The sequence below is a fragment of the Neisseria sicca 4320 genome (assembly GCF_000193735.1).
Taxonomy (GTDB): Bacteria; Pseudomonadota; Gammaproteobacteria; order Burkholderiales; family Neisseriaceae; genus Neisseria; species Neisseria sicca_E.
This window is the reverse complement of the sequence record NZ_AEPF01000163.1, coordinates 1-350: the sequence shown is the minus strand read 5'-3', so window position 1 is coordinate 350 and position 350 is coordinate 1. Positions and strand designations below refer to the sequence as shown.

Sequence of the window (350 nt, the reverse complement as noted above, 5' to 3'; positions counted from 1 at the left end):
ACCGTTTCGGCAATTTCTCTACAATATTGTGACTTACTCCTTACGACCTTAAGTGCTCGGGTAGGTGATGACGCGTCTCACTTGGTAGCGGCGGGTTAGGGAGGTAACGCTTTCCTTTTCCTGAGACCTTTGCAAAATTTTCCAAAATCCCCTAAATTCCCACCAAGACATTTAGGGGATTTCTCATGAGCACCTTCTTCCAACAAACCGCACAAGCCATGATTGCCAAACACATCGACCGCTTCCCGCGATTGAAGTTGGATCAGGTGATTGATTGGCAGCCGATCGAACAGTACCTGAATCGTCAGAGAACACGTTACGTCCGAGACCACCGCGGCCGTCCCGCCTAT

The 350-nt window shown here is 49.7% G+C and carries 1 pseudogene; it reads left to right on the top strand.

The window, feature by feature from the left end:
* Positions 1-185: 185 nt before the first annotated feature.
* Positions 186-350, top strand: a pseudogene (locus NSCA4_RS0112345) (IS5/IS1182 family transposase); the annotation flags it as partial.